The sequence below is a fragment of the Paraburkholderia sp. BR10872 genome (assembly GCF_040965835.1).
GTDB classification, from domain to species: Bacteria; Pseudomonadota; Gammaproteobacteria; order Burkholderiales; family Burkholderiaceae; genus Paraburkholderia; species Paraburkholderia nodosa_A.
Genome location: NZ_JBFRCN010000046.1, coordinates 14,858 through 36,825, shown reverse-complemented (window position 1 = coordinate 36,825; position 21,968 = coordinate 14,858). Strand labels below are relative to the sequence as shown.

Sequence of the window (21,968 nt, the reverse complement as noted above, 5' to 3'; positions counted from 1 at the left end):
TCATGCCCGCCCAACTCCTGTCCGCGCCCGATACCGCAACGCCGCTCGCAGCCGCTCTCGCCGGTCTGCCATTCGGCGTGCTCATGGTCTTCGCCATTGCGTTCGGGCTCGTCATCGGCAGCTTTCTCAACGTCGTCGTGCACCGGCTGCCGATCATGCTGGAGCGCGCGTGGCGCGCCGATGTGGCCGAAGCGACCGGCACGCCCGGTCCGCTCTTCGAAGAAGACGGGTTGCCCGCGCGCTACAACCTCTGGCTCCCACGCAGCGCGTGCCCGCACTGCGGCCACGTCTTGCGCGCCTGGGAGAACATCCCTGTGCTCAGTTGGCTCGCGCTGCGCGGGCGCTGCTCGCACTGTCATGCGCGCGTGAGCGTGCGCTACCCGCTCATCGAAATCGCGAGCGGGGCCTGCGCGGTCGGCGCATTGCTCGCCTTCGGGCCCACCGGCAAGGCGCTCGCCGCCTTCGCGCTGTGCGCCACGCTCATCGCCGCAAGCGCTATCGACCTCGAACACCAGATGCTGCACGACGAGATCACGCAGCCGCTGCTGTGGGCCGGGTTGCTGGTCAATTTTGCCGGCACCTTCGTCACGCTGCGCGAAGCGGTGATCGGAGCGGTTGCGGGTTATCTGGCGCTCTGGTGCGTCTATTGGGTCTTCAGGCTGTTGCGTGGCGTGGAAGGCATGGGCCACGGCGACTTCAAACTGCTCGCCGCGCTCGGCGCATGGCTCGGCTGGAGCGCGCTGCCGCAGATCGTCGTGATCGCCGCAGTGGCCGGCGCGCTCGTCGGCATCATCGCTACGTTGACGGGACGCATGCGTTTCGAAGAACCGTTGCCGTTCGGCCCGTATCTGGCCGCTGGCGCGCTCGTCACATTGTTTGCAGGCACACCGCTGTATGGCGTATTTGCGTGGGGGAACTGATCAAATGTTCGCGGTCGGATTGACGGGTGGCATCGGTAGCGGCAAGTCCACGGTTGCTGATGGCTTTGCCGCGCGCGGCGTAACGATCGTCGACACCGATCTCATCGCGCATCGCATTACCGCGCCGCACGGCGTCGCGATGGCGCAGATCGCTGCGGAATTCGGCCCTGAATTCGTCGCGCCCGACGGCTCGATGGACCGCGCGCGCATGCGCGCGCTCGTGTTCGGCGACGAGTCCGCGCGCAAGCGGCTCGAGGCCATCACGCACCCGCTGATCCGCTCCGAGACCGAACGCGAAACGCGAGAGGCCAGCGGGCCTTACGTCATCGTGGTCGTGCCCCTGCTCGTAGAGTCGGGCACCTGGAAGACGCGTGTCGATCGCGTGCTCGCCGTCGATTGCAGCGTGGAAACGCAGATCGAGCGCGTCATGCGCCGTAACGGCTTCGCACGTGAGCAAGTGCTCGCGATCATCGCGCGGCAGGCCACGCGCGAGGCACGCCTCGCGGCCGCCGACAACGTGGTGGTAAACGACAACGGCGCGACGCTCGAATCGCTCGATCAAGACGTCGACGCATTGCATCAGACGTATCTCAGGCTCGCGGCCGAAAAGGCCGGCAAGACGTAAAACGCGCCATCGGCGCGCGATTAGCGGGTCACATCGGCATAGCGCCGGGCCGGCGCGATTGCGACCGTGGTCCCACGGCATTAGAATGTCCTGCAATCCGTCACCTACCACGCCCGAGGCGAGCGCGCTTGATTCTTTACGAGTATCCCTTCAACGAGCGAATCCGAACGCTGCTGCGCCTCGAAGACCTGTTCGAGCGCTTCACGTTTTTCCTGACCCAGGAGGATCCGAGGGAACATCACGTCGCGCTCACGACGCTCTTCGAAATCGCCGAAGTCGCAGGCCGCGCCGATCTGAAGTCGGATCTCATGAAGGAACTCGAGCGGCAGCGCCAAACGCTCGCGCCGTTTCGCGGCAATCCCGGCATCGAGCAGAATGCGCTCGAAACCGTGCTGGGCGAAATCGAGCAAACGCTCGCCGGCCTCACGCAGATGCAAGGCAAGACGGGCCAGCATCTGATGGACAACGAGTGGCTCACGAGCATCCGCAGCCGCGCGATCATTCCCGGTGGCACCTGCAAGTTCGATTTGCCGTCGTATTACGCCTGGCAACAGTTGCATCCCGATCAACGCCGTCAGGACATCGCGAAGTGGGTCACGCCGCTGCTGCCGTTGCGCGACGCCGCCGCCATCGTGCTGCGTCTCGCGCGCGAGTCGGGCCAGGCGTCGAAGGTGATGGCGATGCAGGGCAGCTATCAGCAGATGCTGTCGGGCCGTGCGTATCAGCTCATGCAGGTACGCGTGGCACCGGAATTGCGCATGATTCCCGAAGCGAGCGCCAACAAGTACATGCTGTGGGTGCGCTTCACCGTGCAGGACGGCGATCTGCGTCCGCGAGCCGTCGATCAGGACGTGCCGTTCCAGCTCACGCTGTGCAGCCTGTGAAAGCAAACGCGTCGCCAGGCCAGACTCAACGCAAACCAAGTTCTATCGCATGACCACTGTCGTCAAATGTCCGAGCTGCGGCAAGGAAGTCCGCTGGGTGCCGGAGAACCGCTTCCGGCCGTTCTGCTCCGAGCGTTGCAAGCAAATGGATCTCGGTGCATGGGCAGCCGAAAAGTACCGTATTGGCGGCGCCGACGATGAAACGCCGCCGGAAGACGCGCCGCCCACGGATACGCGCCAATAACGATTAAAGCGCCGCGACGCGCTTGCGCCAGGCGAAAAAAAGGCCGCTGTGCGTGATGCACAGCGGCCTTTTGCATCGTGGCGGCCTCGTAGGCCGTTATTCCGCCGCAAGCCACTCCAGCACAGGAATCGTCGCAGGCAAGAGCGGCTCGACGCTCGCCGGCAGCGACTGCCAGACGAACGCCTGACCTTCGCGACCGTGCGGCTCGCCGGTCCACTCGGTCACCTTGCAGAAGTAGAGCCGTACGTAGGCGTGCGGGTAGTCGTGTTCGAGCGTGTGCCACAGGTGGCACGCCTTCACGTCGACGCCCAGTTCCTCGTGCAACTCGCGCGCGAGCGCCGCTTCGACGCTCTCGCCCGCTTCCAGCTTGCCGCCCGGAAACTCCCAGTAGCCTGCATAAGGCTTGCCTTCGGGGCGCTGGGCGAGCAGGTAGCGGCCATCGGGCTGCACCAGCACGCCCACCGCGACTTCCGTCACGGGGCGCGTCGTTGCGGAAGCGTCGTTTGCGCTGTTGGCCTCGGCGCTCATGCCTCTTGCGCCTTCTTGCCCGACCAGTCGCGTGCGAATTGCCACGCCACGCGGCCCGAACGCGAGCCGCGCTCCAGCGCCCAGACGAGTGCGTCGCCGCGCGCCGATTCGACTTCGGCGTCGTCGCAGCCGAAATGGCGCAGCCAGTGGGCGACGATCGTCAGATAGTCGTCCTGCTTGAACGGATAGAAGCTCACCCAAAGCCCGAAGCGCTCGGACAGCGAGATCTTTTCTTCCACCACTTCGCCCGGATGAATCTCGCCGTCGGGCATGTGCTTGTACGTCTCGTTGTCGCTCATGTACTCGGGCAGCAGATGGCGCCGGTTCGAGGTCGCGTAGATCAGCACGTTGTCCGATTGCGCGGCCACCGAGCCGTCCAGCGCCACCTTCAGCGCCTTGTAGCCCGATTCGCCTTCCTCGAACGAGAGATCGTCGCAGAACACGATGAAGCGCTCGGGGCGCGTCGAGATGAGATCGACGATATCGCCGAGATCATGCAGATCGTCCTTGTCGACTTCGATCAGGCGCAGGCCCTGTTGCGCGTACGCGTTCAGGCAGGCCTTGATCAGCGACGACTTGCCGGTGCCGCGCGCGCCGGTGAGCAGCACGTTGTTCGCGGGCTTCTTCTGCACGAACTGGCGCGTGTTGCGGTCGATGAGATCTTTCTGCCGGTCGATGTTCTGCAGGTCGTCGAGCGAGATCAGCGAGATCGCGGGCACCGGCTGCAGGAAGCCGCGCCCCTGGCGCTTGCGCCAGCGAAACGCGACGGCCGCGTTCCAGTCGACATCGGGTGCCGACGGCGGCAACACGGCTTCGAGGCGGCCGAGCAGCGCTTCGGCGCGGGTCAGAAACTGTTCGAGCTTGTCCATGTGGTGAGCGCGCTTGAAATCAGGAGCGGTAATCCGCGTTGATGCTCACGTAGTCGTGCGAGAGGTCGCAGGTCCAGATCGTGGCCTGCGCGTCGCCGCGGCCGAGCAGCACGCGGATCAGGATCTCGCTCTTCTTCATGACGCGCTGACCGTCTTCTTCGCGGTAGTCCGGGTTGCGACCGCCCGCTTTCGCCACGAGCACGTCGTCGAGATACAGGTCGATCTTGTCGACGTCGAGGTCCGTCACGCCGGCATAGCCGATCGCAGCGAGGATACGGCCGAGGTTGGGGTCCGATGCGTAGAACGCCGTCTTCACGAGCGGCGAATGGCCGATCGCGTAAGCGATCTGGCGGCACTCGGCCACGTCCTTGCCGCCTTCCACCTGCACGGTCATGAACTTGGTTGCGCCTTCGCCGTCGCGCACGATGAGCTGCGAGAGTTCCTGGGCGACGGCCGTCACGGCGTCGCACAGCGCGGCGTAAGCGGGCGTGTCCGTCGACGTGATCGCGGGCAGGCTCGACTTGCCCGAGGCGATCATGATGAACGAGTCGTTGGTCGAGGTATCGCCGTCGATGGTGACGCAGTTGAACGAGCGGTCGGCCACGTACTTCACGAGTTCGTCGAGCACGGGCTGCGCAACGTTCGCGTCGAAAGCGAGGAAGCCGAGCATGGTCGCCATGTTCGGCTTGATCATGCCCGCGCCCTTGCTGATGCCCGTGAACGTGATGGTGTGGCCGTCGACCGTGACCTGGCGCGACACGGCCTTCGGCAGCGTGTCGGTCGTCATGATGGCCTGCGCGGCGTCGTACCAGTTCGCGGCCCGGCGATTCGCCAGCGCGGCGGGAAGGCCCGCCTTCAAACGGTCGATCGGCAGCGGCTCGAGGATCACGCCGGTCGAGAACGGCAGCACCTGCGAGGACTCGAGGCCGGCCAGGCGCGCGAGTTCATCGCAGGTCTCGCGGGCGTGCTTCATGCCCGGCTCGCCGGTGCCCGCGTTCGCGTTGCCGGTGTTCACCACCAGCGCACGAATGCCCTTGCCGCCCGCGCGCACCTTCGCGAGATGTTCGCGGCACACCGTCACCGGCGCGGCACAGAAGCGATTCAGCGTGAACACGCCGGCCACGCTCGCGCCTTCGTCGACGGAGATCACCAGGACGTCCTTGCGATTGGGCTTGCGGATGTTGGCTTCCGCCCAGCCGAGCGTCACGCCCGCGACCGGATGAAGTTGTGCGGGATCAATCGAGGGGAAATTGACAGCCATGGTGGCGACCTGTCGAAATGGCGATGCCGGCCAGGGCGCTGGAGCCTGGCCGGCATCGGGAATCAAAACGCAAGGCCCGCCATGGGAAGCGGGCCACCGAAATCTACGTTCAAGCCTGCGTCACGCGATCTTGCCGTGACACTGCTTGTACTTCTTGCCGCTGCCGCACGGGCACGGATCGTTGCGGCCCACCTTCGGCATTTCGCTGCCCACCGGCGGCGTATGGCTCATGGCCGCGCCCACCATTGCAGCGGCGGCGTCGGCAGCCACCGGTGCGGCAGCCGCCGGAGCCGGCGCCGCGTCGGCTTCGGCGAATTCGGCATGGCGGAACTCGACGTTCTCGACATGATGGCCCTGCTCTTCGATCTGCTCGGCCGCCTGTTCGAGCTGCTCCGGCGACTGGATCTGCACGTTCATCACGATACGCGTGACTTCGAGCTTCACGGCTTCGAGCATCGCGGCGAACAGTTCGAACGCCTCGCGCTTGTACTCCTGCTTCGGGTTCTTCTGCGCATAGCCGCGCAGATGGATGCCCTGACGCAGGTGGTCGAGCGCCGCGAGGTGTTCGCGCCAGCTGCGGTCGAGCGTTTGCAGCATGACCGAGCGCTCGAACGCGCTGAACGATTCGCGGCCCACGAGCGCCACCTTCTGCTCGTAAGCTTCGTCGCCCGCGGCGAGCACGGCCTCGAGAATTTCATCGGCATCGATCGACGACGACTCGTTGATCATCTCCTGGATCGCGAGGTCGAGCTGCCATTCGTTGCGCAGCACTTCTTCGAGCTCGGGCACGTCCCACTGCTCTTCGATACTGCCGTGCGGCACGAACTGGCGCACGATGTCGGTGATCACGCCATGACGCATCGCGCCGATCGTTTCGGTGATGTCATGCGCTTCGAGCAGTTCGTTGCGCTGCTGGTAGATCACCTTGCGCTGATCGTTCGAGACGTCGTCGTATTCGAGCAACTGCTTGCGGATGTCGAAGTTGCGCGCTTCGACCTTGCGCTGCGCCGACTCGATCGAACGCGTGACGATACCCGCCTCGATCGCCTCGCCTTCCGGCATTTTCAGGCGGTCCATGATCGCGCGCACGCGGTCGCCCGCGAAAATGCGCAGCAGCGGGTCTTCGAGCGAGAGATAGAAACGCGACGAGCCCGGGTCGCCCTGACGGCCCGCACGACCGCGCAGCTGGTTGTCGATCCGGCGCGACTCGTGACGCTCGGTGCCGATGATGTGCAGACCGCCCGCGGCCTTTACCCGATCGTGCAGCGTTTGCCACTCGTCGTGCAGTTGCTGGATGCGGCGCGCCTTTTCGTCGGCGGGAATCGCTTCGTCGGCTTCGATAAACGCTGCCTGCTTCTCCGCATTGCCGCCCAGCACGATGTCGGTACCGCGGCCTGCCATGTTGGTGGCGATGGTGACGCGCTGCGGACGGCCCGCTTCAGCGACGATCGCGGCTTCACGCGCGTGCTGCTTCGCGTTGAGCACTTCGTGCGGCAGACCGGCCTTCGTGAGCAGGTTCGAAAGCAGCTCCGAGTTTTCGATCGACGTCGTGCCGACCAACACCGGCTGACCACGCTCGTAGCATTCGCGGATATCGCGAATCACGGCGTCGTAGCGTTCATTCGCCGTCTTGTAGATCTGATCCTGCTTGTCGATCCGCTTGGGTGTCCGGTTCGTCGGGACCACCACCGTTTCGAGGCCGTAGATCTCGTTGAATTCGTACGCTTCGGTGTCGGCCGTACCCGTCATGCCCGAGAGCTTCGCGTACATGCGGAAGTAGTTCTGGAACGTGATCGAAGCGAGCGTCTGGTTCTCGCTCTGGATCTTCACGTGTTCCTTCGCTTCCACGGCCTGGTGCAGGCCGTCCGACCAGCGGCGGCCGGCCATCAGACGGCCGGTGAATTCGTCGACGATGATGACTTCGCCGTTCTGCACCACGTAGTGCTGGTCCTTGTGGAACAGCGTGTGGGCACGCAGCGCGGCGTACACATGGTGCATCAGCGTGATGTTCTGCGGCGCATAGAGGCTTTCGCCCTGGCCGATCAGGCCCCACTCGGAGAGCATGCGCTCGGCCTTCTCGTGGCCCGATTCCGTGAGGAACACCTGGCGCGCCTTTTCGTCGAGCGTGTAGTCGCCCGGCTTTTCCACGCCCGTGCCGTCGGCCTTCTCTTCGCCGATCTGCTGCTCGAGCAGCGGCGGCAGCGCGTTCATGCGCACGTAGAGTTCGGTGTGGTCTTCGGCCTGGCCCGAGATGATGAGCGGCGTACGCGCTTCGTCGATCAGGATCGAGTCCACCTCGTCGACCACCGCGAAGTTCAGCGTACGCTGCACGCGCGCCTCGGTCTCGTAGACCATGTTGTCGCGCAGGTAGTCGAAGCCGAACTCGTTGTTCGTGCCGTAGGTGATGTCCGCGGCGTACGCTTCCTGCTTCGTCGCGTGGTCCATCTGCGACAGGTTGATGCCGACGGACAAACCGAGGAAGTTGTAGAGGCGTGCCATCCATTCGGCGTCGCGCTGCGCGAGGTAGTCGTTCACCGTCACGACGTGCACACCGCGGCCCGACAGCGCATTCAGGTAGACGGGCAGCGTGGCGACGAGCGTCTTCCCTTCGCCGGTGCGCATTTCAGCGATCTTGCCGTAATGCAGCACCATGCCGCCGATCAGCTGCACGTCGAAGTGGCGCATTTTCAGCACGCGCTTGCTCGCCTCGCGGCAAACGGCGAACGCCTCGGGCAGCAGTTCGTCGAGCGATGTACCTTTGGCCACGCGCTCGCGGAACTCGGCCGTTTTCGCGCGCAGCTGCTCGTCGGTGTACTGCTCGATCTTCGGTTCGAGCGCGTTGATCGCCGCGACCGTCTTCTGATATTGCTTGATCAGGCGCTGATTGCGGCTGCCAAAGATTTTCTGTAAGAAACCGGTGGTCATCGGATCGGTGTCTGCGTCGCGGCTTCGGCCGGGATTCCTGAGGGTGGGTTCAGCGGGTTGTGCAGGGTGTGCACTACGCATCCGGACCGGCGGGACCTCGGCGGCTTTAGCCCAAAATGGTGGATTCGAATCGGGCATTTTAGCACGCGCCCTCACCCGCCTGTGTCAGCGCGAAGACGGCTCTGGCGCGCGCGGTGCCCGCACGGACGGCCTTCCCGCCGGGCGGCGAAGGGCCGCGATGCGGCCCTGGCCGAATGGCCTGAAGGCGCTTGAATGAGCGGTGCGCAGGCTACAATGACGAGATCGCAGTGCCGCCTGCGCGCTCGCCCATCCTTACGCCACATGAGCCGTTTCTCGCCGTTTTCAAGGTCCAGGGGACCACGCGCCCCCCAGCCGCTCGCCGAAGTGCTGAGCCGCACGGACGCGTTCGCGCCGCTGCGCGCCGGCGTGGAGCAGATCGCGGCGATCCAGCGCGACCTGAATGCGCTGCTGCCCGACTATCTCGCGGCGAGCGTCGAGCCCGGCTTCATCAAGGACGGCACGCTGGCCCTCTTCACTGCGCACAACGCGCTCGCCGCGCGGTTGCGGCATCTGGAGCCGCGGCTCGTGGCCGATCTGCAGGCGCGCGGCTGGGCGTTGAACAGCGTGCGCATCCGCGTACGTCCTCAGGCCGTGAAAGATCCGGCACCGCCCAAGCAGGCGCGCATGACGCCGGTTGGCGCGGCAGCGCTTCAGGCGCTGAGCGAAACGCTCGAGGCCTCGCCGCTGCAGGCAGCCCTCGCGAAGATGGCGGCGCGCCACATGAAAAAGCGCTGATCCGGTGCGCCCAGGGCTCGCGACCGCGCTCACGAAGCCGCGCAAAAAGAAAAAGGGCAGCATATCGCTGCCCTTTTTACTGCCTATACGCTCGAAACTCAGGCGAATGCGGTCTGTGCCTCGTAGCCGAAGCCGCGCGGCGCCTTCTGCGGATCGTCGAACGTGACGATCTCGTAGGCGTCCTCATTCGCGAGCAGCTCGCGCAGCAGCGCGTTATTGAGGCCGTGGCCCGACTTGTATGCGTCGTACGCTGCCAGCAGCGGATGGCCGACCACGTACAGATCGCCGATCGCGTCGAGCATCTTGTGCTTCACGAACTCGTCGTCGTAGCGCAGGCCGTCGTTGTTCAGAATGCGGTACTCGTCCAGCACGATGGCGTTGTCCATGCTGCCGCCGCGCGCGAGGCCGAGCTCGCGCATCATCTCGACTTCGTGCGCGAAGCCGAACGTGCGGGCGCGCGCGATTTCACGCACGTACGAGGTATTCGCGAAGTCCACTTCGAGCGCCTGGCCCGTCTTGTCGACAGCCGGATGGCGGAAGTCGATCGTGAACTTGAGCTTGAAGCCGAAGTAAGGCTCGAGACGTGCGAACTTGTCGCCGTCGCGGATCTCCACGGGCTTCTTGACCTTGATGAACTTCTTCGGAGCGTTCTGCTCCTCGATACCCGCCGACTGAATCAGGAACACGAACGAAGCCGCGCTGCCGTCCATGATCGGAATTTCCTCGGCGGTCACATCCACGTAGAGGTTGTCGATGCCAAGGCCTGCGCAGGCGGACATGAGGTGCTCGATCGTCGAGACACGTGCGCCGTCTTTCTGCAGCACCGAGGCGAGGCGGGTATCGCCAATCGCCATCGCCGATGCGGGGATGTCCACCGGCGTCGGCAAATCCACGCGCGAAAACACGATGCCCGTGTTCGGCGCCGCCGGACGGAGCGTCAGGTCGACCTTGCGCCCCGAATGCAGGCCGATGCCGACTGTCTTCACGATTGATTTGATGGTTCGCTGCTTCAACATGGTCTTCTTGCTCATTGAAAATCCCAATCGGGACTTTTTAATTCATAGCACGAATTATACTCCAGTTGCGCCGAGTCCGTCGTTTTCACCGGCGTGACAAACTGTTTCCCCGTGTTACCCAATGGGGATGGAGCGCGGGCCGATGCCCGGAACGGAGGCGTTCCCGGGGTAATCGGCCCGCTGGGCTCACGTAATGGCCCGTCACATTTACGCCGCAGGTGCACGTTGCTTCGGGGCAACGCCGCGCCCGCGAACGCGCTCATGCGCGGGTCAACGTGGCGAGTATGCTCGCAGCATCGCTCACTTCGAACTTGCCGGGTGCTTCGACGTGCAACGTCTTGACCACGCCGTCGTCGACCACCATCGCATAGCGCTGGGAGCGGATTCCCATGCCACGCGCCGACAAATCCTGCTCCAGTCCGAGTGCACGAGTCAACGCTGCGCTGCCGTCGGCCATCATGCGTACCTTGCCCGAGGTACGCTGATCGCGTCCCCACGCGCCCATGACGAACGCGTCGTTGACGGACACGCACCAGACCTCGTCGACGCCCGCCGCGCGCAGCGCGTCGAAGTGTTCGACGTAACCCGGCACGTGCTTCGCGGAGCACGTTGGCGTGAATGCGCCCGGCAATCCGAAGATCACCACGCGCTTGCCCGCCGCTTCCTTTTGCACGTCGAAGCTGTTCGGCCCCAGCGTGCAACCCTCGCGCGCGTCTTCGACGAACTCGAAGAGGGTCGCTTCGGGCAGCGTTTCACCCTGTTTGATCATGACTCGTCCTTCGCAACGATGCGCAAGCGTGTCGCGCTGGCGTCGTGCAATGTTGGGCAACGATGTACTCCAAGGTTACACAGGAACGCCTGGCGACACCGCGCCTTTCCCCCACGCTCAACGCGTGGCGGGCAACCGTCCCTGCCGCGCATCCTCGCGGATGCGGCCTTGCTGGTCCTGCTCGCCTTCATTGCTACGCAGCGCGCTGTCTGTCTGCGGGCGAGGGCAACACGTGCCCTGCCGCAGTCAGATCGGCTCGCGTGTCAGTCCGCCTGCTTGCGCAGGAACGCCGGGATATCGTACGTGTCGACGCCCTTTTCCTGCAGCGCCTGCACGTGCGAAGCCGCGGTGTCGCGCGACGTGCGCCACACTGCCGGCGTGTCGAGCGCGCCGTAGTCGGCCGTGTTGCCGTGGCCGCTGTGCTGCGGTGCGTACGAACCCGCCGGAGCCGGGATCGGCTGGTTGTCCGTGCCCGTGCGCAGCAGTTGCATCGGCGCGGCTTGCTGCTTCTTCGCAGCGCGGCCGAGGCCCGTTGCCACCACCGTCACGCGCAGAGCGTCGCCCATCGCGTCGTCGTACACCGCACCGAAGATCACCGTCGCGTCTTCTGCAGCATAGCTCTTGATGGTGTTCATCACTTCGCGCGTTTCCGACAGACGCAGCGAACGGCTCGACGTGATGTTGACCAGCACGCCGCGCGCGCCCGACAGATCGACGCCTTCGAGCAGCGGGCTCGCCACGGCCTGTTCCGCCGCGAGGCGTGCGCGATCGACGCCGGCGACCGTCGCCGTGCCCATCATCGCCTTGCCCTGCTCGCCCATCACCGTCTTCACGTCTTCGAAGTCGACGTTCACGAGACCGTCGACGTTGATGATTTCGGCGATGCCTGCGACTGCGTTGTTCAGAACGTCGTCCGCGCACTGGAAGCACTTGTCCATCTCGGCGTCATCGCCCATCACGTCGAACAGCTTGTCGTTCAGGACGACGATCAGCGAGTCGACGTGATCCTCCAGTTGCTGCGAGCCGGCTTCCGCCACGCGCATACGCTTGCCGCCTTCGAACTCGAACGGCTTGCTCACCACGCCAACGGTGAGAATGCCCATCTCCTTGGCGATCTGCGCAACGACCGGGGCTGCGCCCGTGCCGGTGCCGCCGCCCATGCCGGCGGTGATGAACACCATGTGCGCGCCGCGCAGTGCGTCGGCGATGCGCTCACGGGCTTCTTCTGCTGCCGCGCGGCCCATCTCCGGCTTCGCACCGGCGCCGAGGCCCGTGTTGCCGAGTTGAATCACGGCCGATGCACGCGAGCGCGAGAGCGCCTGTGCGTCCGTGTTCATCACGATGAAATCGACGCCTTGCACGCCGCGGTTGATCATGTGCTGCACGGCATTGCCGCCCGCACCACCAACGCCTACCACCTTGATGATGGTGCCGTTGGTTTCGGTTTCCAGCATCTGGAATTCCATGTTGCCTCCGTCAAGAAAAAGATTCCGCTCCTCGGCCGTTATCCAGTGGAAGATCGGGCAACCTTCCACTGCGCGCTAGCCGCCGTCACCAGCGCGATTTTCGAAGCTTGTACTTCGCCTTCTGTCCTGCGACTTCTGTCGTCAGAAGTTGCCGAGGAACCAGTCCTTCATGCGTGAAAAGACCTGGCCCATCGACCCCGACTGCACTGCAACCTTGCGCCCGCGCATACGCTGCGAGCGGCCTTCGACGAGCAGGCCCATCGCCGTCGAGTAGCGCGGATTGCGCACCACGTCGGCCAGACCGCCTGCGTATTCCGGCACGCCGATGCGCACCGGCTTCAGGAAAATGTCCTCGCCCAGCTCCACCATGCCCGGCATCATCGCGGCGCCGCCCGTCAGCACGACGCCCGAGCTCAACAGTTCCTCGTAGCCCGACTCGCGCACCACCTGCTGCACGAGCGAAAAAAGCTCTTCCACGCGCGGCTCGATCACGGCGGCAAGCGCCTGGCGCGACAGCGTGCGCGGACCGCGCTCGCCCAGCCCCGGCACTTCGATCATCTCGTCCGGATCGGCGAGCGCCTGCTTCGCGATGCCGTAGCTCACCTTGATATCTTCCGCGTCGGGCGTGGGCGTGCGCAGCGCCATGGCGATGTCGCTCGTCACCTGGTCGCCCGCGATCGGAATCACCGCGGTATGGCGAATCGCGCCTTCGCTGAAGATCGCGATGTCGGTCGTGCCGCCGCCGACGTCGACGAGCACCACGCCCAGTTCCTTCTCGTCCTCGGTCAGCACCGCCAGCGACGAAGCGAGCGGCTGCAGGATGAGGTCGTTCACTTCGAGACCGCAGCGGCGCACGCACTTCACGATGTTCTGCGCCGCGCTCACCGCGCCCGTCACGATATGCACCTTCACTTCCAGACGGATGCCGCTCATGCCGATCGGCTCGCGCACATCTTCCTGGCCGTCGATGATGAATTCCTGCGTGAGGATATGCAGCACCTGCTGGTCGGTCGGGATGTTGATCGCCTTCGCCGTTTCGATCACGCGCGCGACGTCCGCCTGCGTGACTTCCTTCTCCTTGATGGCAACCATGCCGCTCGAGTTGAAGCTGCGAATATGGCTGCCCGCAATGCCGGTGAATACGTTAGTGATCTTGCAGTCGGCCATGAGTTCCGCTTCTTCGAGCGCTCGCTGGATAGACTGCACAGTGGCCTCGATGTTCACCACCACGCCCTTCTTGAGACCTTTCGATTCGCTCTGGCCGAGACCGATCACTTCGTAGTGGCCTTCGCCCTTCAATTCGGCGACGACGGCCACCACCTTCGACGTCCCGATGTCGAGGCTGACCAGCAGATCCTTATAGTCTTTACTCATATCGTGCTCGTTGCGTGTGATGTCCTGTTACTTCTTGCCCGGAGCGGGCGTGTCACTGATGAAGCGCATACCGGCCGCCCTTATCGCAAACCCGTTCGGATAACGCAAGTCCGCGTATTCGATTGCTTTGCCCCAACGTTGCGTCACCGCCGACCATGCCGCGATGAGGCGGTGCGAACGCTCGCTCAGTGTGTCGGCGTTGCGCTCGCGGCCCAGCTCCACCTGCATGCCGTTCGAGAGCTTCACCGTCCATGCGTAACGCGGCGAGAGCGTCACTTCGTCGGGCGTGAGCCCGAGCGGCGCGAACCACTTCTCCAGGTCGCGGTAGCGCGCAACCACCTCGGGCGCGGTGCCGTCGGGGCCGTCGAACGCGGGCAACTCTTCGTCGAGTTCGCCCTGGTTCGCCGTGAACAGCTCGCCGTCCGTGCTCACGAGCTGATCGCTGCCCCACGTGCCCAGCGGTTTGTACTCTTCGAGCGTGACAGCCAATGCGTTGGGCCACACGCGGCGCACGCTCGCATGACGCACCCACGGCATCTGCTCGAACGCGGCGCGCGCCGTATCGAGATCGACCGTGAAGAAGTTGCCCTTCAGCCGGCCGACCACGCTCGCACGCACGGTGGGCGAATTGATGTGCTCGGTATCGCCCTCGATGCGGATCTCTCGCAGCGCGAAGTTCGGACGCTGCACGAGCCAGTAACAGCCCGCCGCCAGCAGCGCGAGCGCGAGCAGCGCGTGCAACGCGTTGGCGGCAAGGTTGAGCTGGCGTACGTTATTCCACATTTCGAGATTGTCGGTTCACTACCGGTTCGGCAATTCGTCGGTCAGAGATTAATCAGGGGTTCAATCTTTTAGCGTCTGTGCCAGCACGCGCACCACCAGATCGCGATACTCGATGCCTACCGAGCGCGCGGCCTTCGGCGGCAGCGAGTGATCGGTCATGCCCGGCGCCGTGTTCACTTCGAGAAAGTACGCGTTGCCTGCGCCGTCCATCATGAAATCGGCGCGGCCCCAGTCGGTGCAGCCGAGCACGTCGAATGCGCGGCGCGCGAGCTTCTTCAGTTCCGCCTCTTTCTCCGGCGCGACGCCGCAGGGAATCAGATACTGCGTCGTGTCGAGGATGTACTTCGCGTCGTAGTCGTAGAACTCACCCGCCGGCACGATCTTGATGATCGGCAGATCGAGGTCGCCCGCGATGCACGCGGTGTACTCGCCGCCGCCTTCGATGCTCTTTTCCACCAGCACGATCTTGTCGAACTTCGCGGCTTCTTCGAGCGCCGGCACGAGTTGGCTTTCCGCCTTCACCTTGATCACGGCCACGCTCGAGCCTTCGCTCGCGGGCTTCACGAAGAGCGGCAGGCCGAGCTTCGCGACGATCTGCGGCGCGCGCGCCGCGTAGTCGTCGCCGCGCAACACCACTTCGAACGGCGGCGTGGGAATGCCGAGCTGCTGCCACACGAGCTTGCTGCGGAACTTGTCGAGCCCCAGCGCGGAGCCGAGCACGCCCGTGCCCGTATAGCGAATGCCGTAAAAGTCGAGCGCGCCCTGGATCTGGCCGTTCTCGCCGTAGCCGCCGTGCAGTGCGTTGAACGCGCGCACGAAACCTTCGTCCTTGAGCGCGGAAAGCGGGCGCTCGGACGGGTCGAACGGATGCGCGTCGATGCCGGCGCTCTGCAGCGCCTGCAGCACCAGCGTGCCCGACTTGAGCGATACCTCGCGCTCAGCGGACACGCCGCCGTACAGCACCGCGACCTTGCCAAATTGTTTCGGATCGATACTGCTCATGTCACTCACGCCTTCTGTTCCTGTTGGGCGATTCGACCCGGCACGCCGCCGATCGAACCCGCGCCCATCGTAATCACCACATCGCCGTCGCGCACGACAGCTGCTAGCGCCTCCGGCACTTCATCCACGGTCTCGACGAACACCGGCTCGACCTTGCCCGCCACGCGAATCGCGCGTGCGAGCGCGCGGCCATCGGCTGCGACGATCGGCGCTTCGCCGGCCGCATAGACATCGGTCAGCACGAGCGCATCGACGGTCGACAGCACGCGCACGAAGTCTTCGAAACAGTCGCGCGTACGCGTATAGCGGTGCGGCTGGAACGCCAGCACGAGACGGCGCTCGGGAAACGCGCCGCGCGCCGCTGCGATCGTCGCGGCCATTTCCACCGGGTGATGGCCATAGTCGTCGATCAACGTCCAGGCGCCGCCGCCGTTGACGGGAATTTCGCCATAGCGCTGAAAACGACGGCCTACGCCGTTGAATTCCGCGAGCGCGCGTTGAATATCGGCGTCCTTCACTTCGAGTTCGGTCGCGATCGCAATCGCGGCGAGCGCGTTCTGCACGTTGTGCGTGCCCGGCAGATTCAGCACGATGTCGAGCGACGGCGCGTCTTCGCGCATCACCGTGAAGTACATCTTGCCTTCTCGGGCAATCACGTTGACCGCGCGCACCTGCGCGTCGGACGCGAAGCCGTAACGGATGATCGGCTTCGAGACGAACGGCAGAATCTCCTTCACGTTCGGGTCGTCCACGCACAGCACCGCAATGCCATAGAACGGCAGGCGATGCGTGAACTCGATGAACGCCTGCTTCAGGCGCGCGAAGTCGTGCCCGTAGGTGTCCATGTGATCGGCGTCGATGTTCGTAATGACTTCGATCACCGGGAACAGATTCAGGAACGATGCGTCCGATTCGTCGGCTTCCGCCACGATGAAGTCGCCCGTGCCGAGGCGCGCGTTCGCGCCCGCACTGATCAGGCGCCCGCCGATCACGAAGGTCGGGTCGAGCCCGCCCGCGGCCAGCACGCTCGCCACGAGCGAGGTCGTGGTGGTCTTGCCGTGCGTGCCTGCAATTGCGATGCCCTGCTTCAGACGCATCAGTTCCGCGAGCATCACGGCGCGCGGCACGATGGGAATGCGGCGATGGCGTGCCGCGAGCACTTCGGGGTTGTCGCTGCGCACCGCGGTCGAAACGACCACGGCATTCGCGCCTTCGATGTTTTCTTCGGCATGGCCGATCGCGATGCGCGCGCCGAGCGCGGCGAGTCGATCGGTGACCCCGTTCTTCGCGAGGTCCGAGCCGCTTACCTGATAGCCGAGGTTGACGAGCACTTCGGCGATGCCGCTCATGCCCGCGCCGCCGATGCCAACGAAATGGATATGTTTGACGATGTGTTTCATTGCTTTCCTCCCGCACTTACGCCCGCCACAGCCGCGCAGATGCGCGCGACCTGATCGGCGGCGTCGGGTTTCGCGAGCGCGCGAGCGCGCCCGGCCATTTCCGCCAGCGATGTTCTGGTCTGATGCCGCAACCAGTCGGCGAGTCCTTCCGCCGTCAGGTCGCGTTGTTGCACCACGAGCGCTGCGTCCTTGTCGGCAAGGAACGCGGCGTTGGTGGTCTGGTGGTCGTCCACGGCGTAGGGAAACGGCACAAAGCATGCCGCCACGCCCACGGCCGCGATTTCGGCCACCGTCATTGCGCCCGAACGGCAGACCACGAGATCCGCGTTGCGGTAGGCGCTCGCCATGTCGTCGATGAACGGCACGAGCTGTACCGTGTCATTCAGTTCGAGTCCGGCGTCGAGATAGTTTTGACGCAAGGCGTCGATGTGCTTCGCGCCCGCCTGATGCACGATATGCGGACGCTCTTGCGGCGCGAGCAGCGACAGCGCGCGCGGCACCACTTCGTTGAGCGCCGTCGCGCCGAGACTGCCGCCCACTACGAGCACGCGCAGCGGACCGCTGCGCGCGGCGTAGCGCGCCGCCGGCGCGTCGACGTGTTCGAGCGCCTCGCGGATCGGGTTGCCGGTCCACTCGGCATTCGGCAAGGCGCCCGGAAACGCCACGAGCACGCGCCTGGCCAGTTTCGCGAGCACCTTGTTCGCGAGACCCGCAATCGAATTCTGTTCATGCAGCACGAGCGGACGGCCCGAAAGCGCGCTCATCACGCCCGCCGGGAACGTGATGTAGCCGCCCATGCCGAGCACGACGTCGGGCTTCACGCGGCGCAGCGCCGCGAGGCTCTGCGTGCAGGCGCGCAGCAGGTTCAGCGGCAGCATCAGCTTGGTCTTGATACCCTTGCCGCGCACGCCGCCAAAGCGCACGTATTCCATCGTGATGCCGTGCTTCGGAACAAGCGTCGCTTCCATGCCTGCGGGATTGCCGAGCCACACCACGCGCCAGCCCCACTGCTCCATGCGATGTGCGACGGCAAGGCCCGGGAACACGTGTCCCCCGGTGCCGCCGGCCATCACCATGAGCGTGCGCGTTGCTGCGGTCATACCTTGCCTCCGCGCATCAAGACCCGGTTCTCGTAATCCACGCGCAACAGCAGCGCGACCGCGATGCAGTTCAGCAAGATGCCCGAGCCGCCATAGCTCACGAGCGGCAGCGTGAGACCCTTGGTCGGCAACAGCCCCAGGTTCACGCCCATGTTGATGAAGGCCTGCGCGCCGAACCACACGCCAAGCCCCTTGGCGACGAGACCGGCGAACGTGCGGTCGAGCGCGAGCGCCTGGCGGCCGATCTCGAACGAGCGGCGCACGATCCAGTAGAACAGCAGGATCACGACGAGGACGCCGACGAAACCGAGTTCCTCGCCGATGACGGCGAGAATGAAGTCGGTGTGCGCTTCCGGCAGATAGTTGAGCTTCTCGACGCTGCCGCCAAGACCCACGCCGAACCATTCGCCGCGACCGAACGCGATGAGCGAGTGCGTGAGCTGGTACGCCTTGCCCTGCGCGTAGCGGTCGTCCCACGGATCGAGGTACGCGAAGATCCGCTCGCGGCGCCACGGCGACGCCCACACGAGCAGCGTGAAGGTGCCCACTGCCGTGGCCACGAGGCCGCCGAACAGCTTGCCGTTCACGCCGCCGAGGAACAGCACGCCCATGGCGATCGCGGCGATCACCATGAATGCGCCCATGTCAGGCTCGAGCAGCAGCAGCGCGCCGACCACGCCCACGGCGAATGCCATCGGCAGGAAGCCTTTCGCGAAGCTATGCATGTATTCCTGCTTGCGCACCGTGTAGTTCGCAGCGTAGATCGTCACGGCGAGCTTCATGATTTCCGACGGCTGCATGTTCGTGACGCCGAGCGGAATCCAGCGACGCGCGCCGTTCACGCCCTTGCCGATGTGCGGAATCAGCACGACCACGAGCATGGCGAGCGAGATGAGAAAGAGCTTGGGCGCGTAACGCTCCCACGTCGAAACGGGAATACGGAACGCAACGAGCGCCGCAACGGTAGCGATCACGAGCGAAACGAGGTGGCGCACGAGGAACGCCCAGTCGCGGTACGAGGCGTACTTGGGCGAATCGGGCATGGCGATCGAGGCGGAGTACACCATCACCACGCCGAGGCCCAGAAGCGCGATGACGGCCCACAGCAGCGAGTGGTCGTAGTCGAGCATGCGCGAGCGTCCGGGACGCACGCCGTTGACGACGCTCGCAAGACCGCCCGAGCGCGCGCCGCCGCTCGACGAGCCGCCGGCCTGGCCGTTTTCGCGCGAGAGGCGCGCACCGAATCGCTCGGACCAGCTCATATCATCGTCCCCCGTTCTGCAGCGATTGCTTCTACGGTGTCGTGGAACACGGCTGCGCGATGGGCGTAGTTGCGGAACATGTCGAGGCTCGCGCAAGCGGGCGAAAGCAGCACGACGTCACCGGGTTGCGCGAGCGCCGTGGCCGCGCGCGTGGCTTCTTCGAGCGTGGCGTGGTCGCTCATCGCGATGCCGGTTTCTTCGAGCGCCGCGCGGATCTTCGACGCGTCGCGGCCGATCAGCATCACGGCGCGGCACCAGCGCGCAACCGGCGCGACGAGCGGATCGAAGTCCTGGCCCTTGCCGTCGCCGCCGGCGATCAGCACCGTGCGCTGCGCGAGGCCGTCGAGCGCCGCCACCGTCGCGCCGACGTTCGTGCCCTTGCTGTCGTCCACGTAGTCGATGCCGTCGATCGATGCGATCAGCTCCACGCGATGCGGCTCGCCGCGATACTCGCGCAGGCCGTGCAGAAGCGGCGCGGGCGCGAGATCGATCGCGCGCGTGAGCGCGAACGCCGCGAGCGCGTTGGCCGCGTTATGCAGACCGCGAATGCGCAGGGCGTCGGCGGGCATGAGGCGCTTCATGCCGAGGTTCACGGGCGCCGCTTCCTGCTGCTTGCGACGACGCGGGGAGACAGGCACGTCGGCCGCGTCGAGGTCGTGGGCCTGCACGAGCCACTGCATGCCGTTCTCTCGCAACAGACCCAGGTCGCCGTCGTTCTCGGGTTCATTCAGGCCGAAGGTCACGACCTTCGCGTCGCCGCTCGCCTTCACGCTCGCGAGCGACATGACGCGGGCGTCGTCGCGGTTGAGCACGCGTGTCGTGCGCGGCCCGAAGATGCGGCCCTTCGCGGCCGCGTAAGCGTCGAGCCCGCCGTGCCAGTCGAGATGGTCCTGCGTGATGTTGAGGACCGCGGCGGCGTCCGGCTCGAACGTGTGCGCCGTCTCCAGCTGGAAGCTCGACAGTTCGAGCACCCAGACGTCGGGCAGCGCGGTGTTGTCGATGGCTTCGGCGAGCTTGTCGAGCATGGCCGGGCTGATGTTGCCCGCCACCGCCACGCGCTTGCCCGCGCGCTCGCAGAGCATGCCTGTCAAGCTCGTCGTGGTGGTCTTGCCGTTCGTGCCGGTGATGGCGAGCACCTTCGGTGCGTAGCCGCTCTCGCCCAGATGGCGCAGCGCCTGCGCGAAGAGTTCGAGTTCCCCCCACACTTCGATGCCGCGCTCGCGCGCCGCCGCGATCAGCGGCACGAGATCTTCGGCGAGCGGCGAGAGGCCCGGGCTGATTGCGACGAGCTCCACGCCGTCGAGCAGCGCCGTCGTGAACGGACCGCCGACGAAATCGGCGTCGATGCCGCGCGCGGCGAGTTCGGGAAGATTGGGCGGCGCTTCGCGCGTGTCGGCAATGCGCAGGCGGCAACCATGCCGCGCGCACCAACGCGCCATCGCGAGACCCGATTCCCCGAGTCCCAGCACGAGCACCATCGGCTTTTGCCGATCCCGAAACTTCTCGCCGAACATCGCTTGCTTCCCTTGCTTACTTAGAGGCTCAACGCAGCTTGAGCGTGGACAGACCGATCAGACACAGCATCAGCGTGATGACCCAGAAACGCACGACAACCTGCGTTTCCTTCCAGCCAGACAGCTCGAAATGGTGATGCAGCGGCGCCATCTTGAAGATGCGGCGCCCTTCGCCGTAACGCTTCTTCGTGTACTTGAACCAGGTGACCTGCAGCATCACCGAGAGCGTCTCCGCAACGAAAATGCCGCCCATGATGAAGAGCACGATTTCCTGACGCACGATCACCGCAATGGTTCCCAGCGCGCCGCCGAGCGCGAGCGCGCCCACGTCGCCCATAAACACCTGGGCTGGATACGTGTTGAACCAGAGGAACGCGAGCCCTGCCCCGCCCATCGCCGAACAGAAGATGAGCAGTTCGCCAGCGCCGGCAATGTGCGGAAAGAGCAGATACTTCGAGTAGACCGAGCTGCCCATCACGTAGGCGAACACGCCGAGCGACGCGCCAACGAGCACGACCGGCATGATCACGAGACCGTCGAGGCCGTCGGTGAGGTTCACGGCGTTGCTCGCGCCGACGATCACGAAGTACGTGAGCGCGATGAAGCCCCACACGCCGAGCGGATAGCTGATCGACTTGAGGAACGGCAGCAGCAAGTCGGCGCGCGCGGGCAGGCCCATCGACAGGCCGCTACGCACCCACGCCGTGAAGAGATCGAACACGCGTACGTTGCTCGCTTCGGACACACTGAACGCGAGATACACCGCCGCGAAGAGACCGATCACCGATTGCCAGAAGTACTTCTCGCGCGAAGACATGCCGCGCGGGTCCTTGTAGACGACCTTGCGATAGTCGTCGACCCAGCCGATCGCGCCGAAGCCGAACGTGACGAGCATCACGATCCAGATGAAGCGGTTCGTAAGATCGCCCCACAGCAAGGTGGAAACCGCGATGCCCAGCAGAATGAGCACGCCGCCCATGGTGGGCGTGCCGGACTTCACGAGGTGAGTTTGCGGGCCGTCCGTGCGCACGGCCTGGCCGACCTTCATTGCGGTGAGCTTGCGGATCACCCACGGGCCGAGGAAAAGCCCGATCGCCATCGCGGTGATGGTGGCCATCACCGCACGGAACGTCAGATAACTGAACACGCGCAAGAAGCTTGCGTCATTCTGCAGCCATTGCGCCAGCGCCAGTAGCATGCCTTGTATTCC

At 65.0% G+C, this 21,968-nt stretch carries 20 protein-coding genes; 5 read left to right on the top strand and 15 right to left on the bottom strand.

Annotation, left to right across the window (positions count from 1 at the left end; translation table 11 throughout):
• Positions 1-2: 2 nt before the first annotated feature.
• The 4 genes from AB4Y43_RS29390 (at position 3) to AB4Y43_RS29375 (ending at position 2,673) form a co-directional block, all read left to right on the top strand.
• Positions 3-920 (top strand): A24 family peptidase, encoded by a 918-nt coding sequence (locus tag AB4Y43_RS29390; protein WP_368605973.1) that lies wholly within the window; start codon positions 3-5, stop codon positions 918-920.
• Positions 921-924: 4 nt separating this feature from the next.
• Complete coding sequence (gene coaE / locus AB4Y43_RS29385) at positions 925-1,545, top strand: dephospho-CoA kinase (RefSeq protein ID WP_368729395.1); 621 nt, start codon at positions 925-927, stop codon at positions 1,543-1,545.
• A 128-nt stretch (positions 1,546-1,673) separates the two neighbouring features.
• A complete protein-coding gene (gene zapD, locus AB4Y43_RS29380; RefSeq protein WP_028207804.1) occupies positions 1,674-2,429 on the top strand; it encodes a cell division protein ZapD in 756 nt (251 codons plus the stop codon).
• Positions 2,430-2,478: 49 nt separating this feature from the next.
• Positions 2,479-2,673, top strand: a complete 195-nt coding sequence (locus AB4Y43_RS29375) for a DNA gyrase inhibitor YacG (RefSeq protein ID WP_069268498.1) — start codon at positions 2,479-2,481, stop codon at positions 2,671-2,673.
• A 96-nt stretch (positions 2,674-2,769) separates the two neighbouring features.
• Here AB4Y43_RS29375 and AB4Y43_RS29370 read toward each other — a convergent pair whose 3' ends face one another.
• The 4 genes from AB4Y43_RS29370 to secA form a co-directional block, all read right to left on the bottom strand.
• The gene (locus AB4Y43_RS29370) at positions 2,770-3,201 is read right to left on the bottom strand and encodes an NUDIX domain-containing protein (protein WP_368729394.1); all 432 of its coding nucleotides are present in this window, start codon (positions 3,199-3,201) and stop codon (positions 2,770-2,772) included.
• Positions 3,198-4,070, bottom strand: coding sequence for an ATP-binding protein (locus AB4Y43_RS29365; RefSeq protein ID WP_069268496.1), 873 nt, complete (start codon positions 4,068-4,070; stop codon positions 3,198-3,200). The genes AB4Y43_RS29370 and AB4Y43_RS29365 overlap by 4 nt, the downstream gene beginning before the upstream one ends.
• A gap of 19 nt (positions 4,071-4,089) precedes the next feature.
• A complete protein-coding gene (argJ, locus tag AB4Y43_RS29360) occupies positions 4,090-5,331 on the bottom strand; it encodes a bifunctional glutamate N-acetyltransferase/amino-acid acetyltransferase ArgJ (RefSeq protein WP_368729393.1) in 1,242 nt (413 codons plus the stop codon).
• A gap of 120 nt (positions 5,332-5,451) precedes the next feature.
• Positions 5,452-8,256 (bottom strand): preprotein translocase subunit SecA, encoded by a 2,805-nt coding sequence (gene secA, locus AB4Y43_RS29355; protein ID WP_069268494.1) that lies wholly within the window; start codon positions 8,254-8,256, stop codon positions 5,452-5,454.
• A gap of 342 nt (positions 8,257-8,598) precedes the next feature.
• Between secA and AB4Y43_RS29350 the strand changes: the two genes are divergently transcribed.
• The gene (locus tag AB4Y43_RS29350; protein ID WP_069268493.1) at positions 8,599-9,072 is read left to right on the top strand and encodes a DUF721 domain-containing protein; all 474 of its coding nucleotides are present in this window, start codon (positions 8,599-8,601) and stop codon (positions 9,070-9,072) included.
• Between the two features lie 98 nt (positions 9,073-9,170).
• Here AB4Y43_RS29350 and lpxC read toward each other — a convergent pair whose 3' ends face one another.
• The 11 genes from lpxC to mraY form a co-directional block, all read right to left on the bottom strand.
• Positions 9,171-10,088 (bottom strand): UDP-3-O-acyl-N-acetylglucosamine deacetylase, encoded by a 918-nt coding sequence (gene lpxC / locus AB4Y43_RS29345; RefSeq protein ID WP_028207797.1) that lies wholly within the window; start codon positions 10,086-10,088, stop codon positions 9,171-9,173.
• 259 nt (positions 10,089-10,347) lie between these two features.
• The gene (locus tag AB4Y43_RS29340; protein ID WP_028207796.1) at positions 10,348-10,857 is read right to left on the bottom strand and encodes a peroxiredoxin; all 510 of its coding nucleotides are present in this window, start codon (positions 10,855-10,857) and stop codon (positions 10,348-10,350) included.
• Between the two features lie 263 nt (positions 10,858-11,120).
• Complete coding sequence (gene ftsZ, locus AB4Y43_RS29335) at positions 11,121-12,323, bottom strand: cell division protein FtsZ (protein ID WP_028207795.1); 1,203 nt, start codon at positions 12,321-12,323, stop codon at positions 11,121-11,123.
• 141 nt (positions 12,324-12,464) lie between these two features.
• Positions 12,465-13,697 carry a cell division protein FtsA gene (gene ftsA, locus AB4Y43_RS29330; RefSeq protein WP_042270315.1) on the bottom strand — a complete coding sequence of 411 codons (1,233 nt, stop codon included), beginning with the start codon at positions 13,695-13,697 and terminating at the stop codon, positions 12,465-12,467.
• A 27-nt stretch (positions 13,698-13,724) separates the two neighbouring features.
• Complete coding sequence (locus AB4Y43_RS29325; protein ID WP_069268491.1) at positions 13,725-14,480, bottom strand: cell division protein FtsQ/DivIB; 756 nt, start codon at positions 14,478-14,480, stop codon at positions 13,725-13,727.
• Positions 14,481-14,540: 60 nt separating this feature from the next.
• On the bottom strand, positions 14,541-15,482 hold the full coding sequence (locus tag AB4Y43_RS29320) for a D-alanine--D-alanine ligase (protein ID WP_069268490.1): 942 nt from the start codon (positions 15,480-15,482) through the stop codon (positions 14,541-14,543).
• Between the two features lie 5 nt (positions 15,483-15,487).
• Complete coding sequence (gene murC, locus AB4Y43_RS29315; protein ID WP_069268489.1) at positions 15,488-16,882, bottom strand: UDP-N-acetylmuramate--L-alanine ligase; 1,395 nt, start codon at positions 16,880-16,882, stop codon at positions 15,488-15,490.
• Positions 16,879-17,982 carry an undecaprenyldiphospho-muramoylpentapeptide beta-N-acetylglucosaminyltransferase gene (gene murG, locus AB4Y43_RS29310; RefSeq protein ID WP_342948380.1) on the bottom strand — a complete coding sequence of 368 codons (1,104 nt, stop codon included), beginning with the start codon at positions 17,980-17,982 and terminating at the stop codon, positions 16,879-16,881. The genes murC and murG overlap by 4 nt, the downstream gene beginning before the upstream one ends.
• Positions 17,979-19,244: a putative lipid II flippase FtsW gene (ftsW, locus tag AB4Y43_RS29305; protein ID WP_069268487.1), complete on the bottom strand. Its 1,266-nt coding sequence runs from the start codon at positions 19,242-19,244 to the stop codon at positions 17,979-17,981. The genes murG and ftsW overlap by 4 nt, the downstream gene beginning before the upstream one ends.
• On the bottom strand, positions 19,241-20,758 hold the full coding sequence (gene murD, locus AB4Y43_RS29300; protein ID WP_342948379.1) for a UDP-N-acetylmuramoyl-L-alanine--D-glutamate ligase: 1,518 nt from the start codon (positions 20,756-20,758) through the stop codon (positions 19,241-19,243). The genes ftsW and murD overlap by 4 nt, the downstream gene beginning before the upstream one ends.
• 28 nt (positions 20,759-20,786) lie before the next feature.
• Entirely contained in the window at positions 20,787-21,956 is a 1,170-nt protein-coding gene (gene mraY, locus AB4Y43_RS29295; RefSeq protein ID WP_069268485.1) for a phospho-N-acetylmuramoyl-pentapeptide-transferase, read from the bottom strand.
• Positions 21,957-21,968 lie beyond the last annotated feature (12 nt).